At 33.0% G+C, this 5,650-nt stretch carries 4 protein-coding genes; all 4 read right to left on the bottom strand.

What is annotated here, in order from left to right; translation table 11 throughout:
- Positions 1 to 397: 397 nt before the first annotated feature.
- Positions 398 to 1,789, bottom strand: a complete 1,392-nt coding sequence (gene norB / locus IDG65_RS01545) for a multidrug efflux MFS transporter NorB (RefSeq protein WP_052997611.1) — start codon at positions 1,787 to 1,789, stop codon at positions 398 to 400.
- A 155-nt stretch (positions 1,790 to 1,944) separates the two neighbouring features.
- Positions 1,945 to 3,267 (bottom strand): APC family permease, encoded by a 1,323-nt coding sequence (locus IDG65_RS01540; protein ID WP_000064778.1) that lies wholly within the window; start codon positions 3,265 to 3,267, stop codon positions 1,945 to 1,947.
- Positions 3,268 to 3,297: 30 nt separating this feature from the next.
- Positions 3,298 to 4,338 carry a bifunctional threonine ammonia-lyase/L-serine ammonia-lyase TdcB gene (gene tdcB / locus IDG65_RS01535; protein WP_000210828.1) on the bottom strand — a complete coding sequence of 347 codons (1,041 nt, stop codon included), beginning with the start codon at positions 4,336 to 4,338 and terminating at the stop codon, positions 3,298 to 3,300.
- 94 nt (positions 4,339 to 4,432) lie between these two features.
- Entirely contained in the window at positions 4,433 to 5,551 is a 1,119-nt protein-coding gene (ald, locus tag IDG65_RS01530) for an alanine dehydrogenase (RefSeq protein ID WP_000959415.1), read from the bottom strand.
- Between the last annotated feature and the right edge of the window lie 99 nt (positions 5,552 to 5,650).

Here is a 5,650-nt window from a genome sequence, read left to right as displayed (position 1 = left end):
AGCTATTGTTCACTCCTTATCTTGTTGTTATGTCTCTGTTGTGTTGTGAATGTATTTACTTTTGATTGCTTGTGTATTGTAATGCTCATTCCATTCTCATTTAAAAATTTAAAACGATGACGATTCAATACAATTTCGCAATCTATCCAAAAAGTATTGAAACACATTACAACTATGTGTTGAACAATTTATTTATGCTCCAGAATATAATAACACAAAATATATTGTAAGGTAAATTGAATTTGTGACAATTTATAATAATTATAAATAAAGTAGCGTAAAAGAGTAATAAAAAACCAATCCCTATGTTCATTTAAAATAATGACACATAAGAATCGGTTTATATTTTTGTTTAATATTGTAGCGACTTATATGATTTCAATTTAATTCTCAATTATCATAATTGAGTGTCGTTTTGTTTAGGCACAAGTAACAAAATGATAACGAATGATAAAATTCCCATACCTGCGTTTAACCATAATGCAATCATTGCACCTGTATAAATGTTTGTCATATTTGATACGATTGCATAAACTGCACCACTTAATGCGACGCCAAATGCTCCACCTAATGCAGAAGCCATTTTATAGATACCTGCAGCAACGCCTACTTTTTCTAACGGTGCATTTGCAATTGCTGTATCTGTTGTTGGTGTAGCATATATTCCTAGTCCTAAACCAAAGAATAAATAACCTATAACACAACAAATGACATACAATATTTCTGGCAAAAATGTTAATGAAATGAGACATTCTCCGACAATAAGAACTCCTGTTCCAATTAACATTGGTTTCTTGCATCCGAGTGTTTGAAGTAACTTTTCACCAACACGAATCATAATTAGTACCATTACTAAATAAGTGATTGATAAACTTCCTGCTTGCAATGAAGAATATCCTAAACCTCTTTGAACAAATGTGTTGGCTACTATTAATGTTCCCGCAACACCATTTAACAAAAAGTTTGAAGCTGTTGCACCTGTATAAGCTTTATTTTTAAATAATTTAAAATCGATTAAAGGATTTGTAGCACGCTTTTCAAGAACTATAAATAAACTAAAAGATCCAATTGCAATTGCTAATAAAGTGATAAAAAGAAGTGAGGTTACACCTAATTCTGATCCTTTAGTAATTAAAATGTTTAAACTGAGGAGCATAATGACTAAAAGAACCAGACCTTTAATGTCAAATTTATTTAGAGAAATCGATTTAGATTTAGTTTCAGGTGTGCCTTTAATAAGAAATAGCGCAATTAATGAAATTATAATTGATAGGATGAAAATCCAACGCCAACCTAAAAGCGTTGCAACTGCACCTCCAAAAAATGAACAAACACCTGAGCCGCCCCATGAGCCAATTGACCAATAACTTAAAGCGCGTTGTCTATCTTTCCCAATGTAATATGACTTAATAATAGACAAAGTTGCAGGCATAATACATGCTGCTGAAAGTCCTTGAATTAATCTTCCTAAAATAAGTAATAAAGGAATATTTGAAATAATGATTAATAATGAACCCAATATATTTAAGATAATACCAATGTTCGTGAGTTTAATTCTGCCATATTTATCAGCAAGACCACCTGCTCCTACTACAAACATTCCTGAAAATAAAGCAGTTATACTAACGGCGATATTTACCGTTCCAATATCTGTATTGAAACTATCTTCAAGTATTGGTACAACATTAACCAATGATTGTGCAAATAGCCAAAACGTTATTACACTTAAAACAATTCCTATTAACAACTTATTATTGCCTTCAAATGCCTCTCTTGACGGCTTTTCCATCTCTATTTGCCTCCCTATACTTTTGAAAACAGACAAATTCCATAACAGAAATTTGTCTGTTCGATAGAATAATTGAATGGTTTTTGATTTTAATGTGTAAAACTTTAAATTTATTAGTAGTCCATCCATTTATTCTCAATGCTAGTTATCTTACCTTATGCTGCTTTTTGTTTCTTCTTATAGTAATAAACTGGTATACCAAGTGCTGTGATTAGAATCCCAATAATTGCTAGTATAAATTGTGTAAACAGTGTATTAATTAATACAAATGATCCTGCCAAAATAGCAATTAAAGGTATGATTGGATATAACGGTACTTTATATGGTCGCTCCATATTTGGTTCACGTTTTCTTAAAATTATTACCGCAACAAATGACATACAATAGAACAACCAAATAACAAAGATTAACATGTTTGTAATTGTATCAAATGCTCCCATTGACATCATGATGATAGCGATTATAAGTTGTATAATTGCGCCAAACCATGGTGCGCCAGATTTTGTTAATTTTGCGAATAAGTGGCTAAATGGCAATAATTTTCTTTCAGCCATTGCATATGGTACGCGCATACCAGTCATAGTATAGCCATTGATCGTACCATAAACAGAAATTAATATACCAATTGTAATAATCTTACCGCCATTTTCACCAAATAATATTTTTGATGTATCTGAAGCTGCATTTAAATTACCAGCAAGTAGTTCAATTGGCAACGTTAATAAGAATGTAGCGTTAATTAATAAATACACAGCCATAATACAACCGATACCAACTGAAATCGCTAAAGGTAAATCGCGTTTAGGATTTTTAAGTTCCCCCGCAACATTTCCTACATGAATCCAACCATCATATGCAAACATAGTTGCTAATAAACCACTACCAATTGCTGTAAAGAAACCATTTCCTGAATTACCTGTAGTTGGAATTAATGAAAAAGTGATATCTCCAGATTGAAAAATACCAAAAATTACGATAACGATGATTGGAATCAGTTTAATTACTAATGTAACTGATTGTAAAATTCCACCTGCTTTTGAACCTAGGAAATTTATCAACACAATAGATAACGCAGATGCGATTGCTATTGGTATTAATGAACCTATAGATAAATGGAATAAATTAATTAACTGTGTCGCAAATACGATAGACAATGCTGCTACGTTTGCTGGAAAATAAATAAATGATTGTGCCCAGCCTGATAAGAAGCCCCAGAAATCACCGTATGTATATTCTATATACTTCGTTAAGCCACCTGTTTCAGGGATTGCAGCAGCAAGTTCTGCTGCTGTTAACCCCGCACAAATGGTAATGATGCCGCCTAGGAACCATACAAACAAGGCCATTCCTGCTGTTCCTGTTACTTCTGTTACGTTTGATATTTTAAAGAATACTCCTGAACCAATAACTGTCCCCATAACAATAGCAAACGCTGAGAAGAAACCTATATTTTTTTGTAATTCTTTACCATTTGACATAATTACACCTCATTTTTAAGATTAAATGTTTTAACCTACCACACCCTTGCTTGTATCTGCAATATTCAGTCCATGTTCAATGACACCTGAAACTCTAGTTAAGTCAACATTCCCGCCTGAAACTAATGCAACAACATTTTTATCTTCAAGCCATTTATTGTTTATTTTTCCACTTAAAATTGCAGCTGTTGGTAATGCGCCTGCACCTTCAGTAATAATTTTGGCACGCTGCATTAAATCTTTCATAGCATGTTCAATTTCTTCTTCAGTAACAAGAATAAATTCATCTACTAAATGTTTAACTACTTCATATGTTTGTTCACCAGGAACTTTTACATCACAACCATCTGCTATTGTGCTATCCACTCGATGTTCAGTTAAATCTCTCTTATAGAAAGACTCAGCCATACCATGAACATTCTCAGATTGAACACCGATAATATGAATTGAAGGGTTAAATGATTTTAATGCGGTGGCAATACCTGCAATTAATCCTCCACCGCCAACTGGTACGATGACTGTATTCACATTCCAAATATCATCTAAAATTTCTAAACCAATTGTTCCTTGGCCTGCCATTACAAACTTATCGTCATATGGATGAACGATTGTCATGCCATTTTCTTTCGCTAATTCTTCCATATAAAGTCTAGTTTCGTTAAAGTTTTTACCTTTTAAAATAACCTTTGCCCCATAGCCTTTTGTTGCTTGTTGTTTTGCTTGTGGTGCTGTTTCAGGCATTACGATAGTTGCATCAATGCCTAATAATTTAGCTGTTAAAGCAACACCTTGTGCATGGTTCCCAGCAGATGCTGCGATAATGCCTTTTTCTTTTTGTTCATCTGTTAAGTGATTAATTTTATTGCTAGCGCCTCTAAATTTAAAAGATCCTGTGAATTGCATATTTTCTAATTTTAGAAATACATTCCCTTTAGTTATACTTTGGCTTAAATACATTGATTTAATTAGAGGTGTTCGACGAATAAATGGTTTAATGCTTGCTTTAGCTTCTTCGATATCTCCTAAACTTACAATATGTGCTGTTTGTAATGTAACTGTGTTGGTTGTCATAATAATTACATCCTTCCGTTTTGTAAATTTTTAGTCCAAACTATAATGCTATATTTAAAATATTCATTTCACTCAATTTCATTTAAATTACTATCTATTCGATAACATTTAATATTTCTTTATAATCTAGGTCATGTGATGTAGCTAATCCTTGATTTGTCACTTGTCCTTGGTAAATGTTTACACCAGTACTTAAGGCTTCATTATCTTTAATTGCTTGTTCTAAGCCTTTGTCACAAATTTCTAATATATAATCAATATTTCCTTGTGCTAATGCCATTGTTGAAGTTCTTGGGACTGCTCCTGGTTGGTTTGGTACACCGTAATGAATCACACCTTCTTCTTCATACACTGGATCAGAAATTGTAGTTGGTCTAATTGTTTCAATAGTTCCACCTTGGTCAATAGCTATATCGATTAATACTGAACCTTTTTTCATTGATTTAACCATCTCACGAGTAACCAATTTTGGCGGTTTCGCACCTGGAATTAAAATTGTAGAAATAAATACATCTGCTTTTTTTATTTGTTCTGCTAAATTTTCTGGTGTTGATTTGACTACTGTGACATCTTTTTCTGCATACATGTCTTGTAAATATTTAATGCGATCATCGTTTAACTCGATAATGATTACTTTAGCATTTAGTCCCAAGGCAACATTTGCTGCATTTGTTGCTGCTACGCCACCACCGAAAATCACATATGTACTACCAGGTATATCCACATTTTCATGTACACCAGTCACTAAAGTACCTTGACCACCATGTTGTGCTTCAGAGTAGTAAGCTCCCATAATTGCTGAGCGTTGACCTGCTATAGCACTCATTGGCGCTAATAATTCTGCTTTTCCATTTTTTATAATGGTTTCACCACTAATAGCAGTAACACCAACTTCTTGCATTTTTTCTACTATTTCCTTTGAAGATGCTAAATGTAAGAATCCCCAGATGATTTGATCTTTTTTAAAATATTGATATTCACTTGTATGTGGTTCTTTTACTTTGATAACCAGATCTGCTTCCCATGCTTGTTCGTGAGTTACAATCTTAGCGCCTTCTTTTTCATACATATCGTCAGAAAATCCTGAACCAATGCCAGCATTTTTTTCTACAATTACTTTATGTCCTGCATCCGTTAACTTACGCACATTTTCGGGTGTGCAAGCTACACGTCCTTCACCTTGTTTTAATTCTTTGACTACTGCAACTAACATTTGCAACACTCCTTTTGATTTTGTGAATTATTTCACAATCATTTTATCTTGTGGGTATGCATATGTAAATACCATTAATTAATTATTCATATTTTATCT

This window comes from Staphylococcus sp. EG-SA-17 (assembly GCF_017151845.1).
Classification (GTDB): domain Bacteria; phylum Bacillota; class Bacilli; order Staphylococcales; family Staphylococcaceae; genus Staphylococcus; species Staphylococcus aureus.
Note: the sequence above shows the minus strand (reverse complement) of the source record. Positions and strands in the feature narration are given on the sequence as shown.

What these genes read in the sequence shown, in the direction of transcription:
- norB (WP_052997611.1), bottom strand. Translation starts at nt 1,789, where the DNA reads ATGGAAAAGCCGTCAAGAGAGGCATTTGAAGGCAATAATAAGTTGTTA.
- IDG65_RS01540 (WP_000064778.1), bottom strand. Translation starts at nt 3,267, where the DNA reads ATGTCAAATGGTAAAGAATTACAAAAAAATATAGGTTTCTTCTCAGCG.
- tdcB (WP_000210828.1), bottom strand. Translation starts at nt 4,338, where the DNA reads ATGACAACCAACACAGTTACATTACAAACAGCACATATTGTAAGTTTA.
- ald (WP_000959415.1), bottom strand. Translation starts at nt 5,551, where the DNA reads ATGTTAGTTGCAGTAGTCAAAGAATTAAAACAAGGTGAAGGACGTGTA.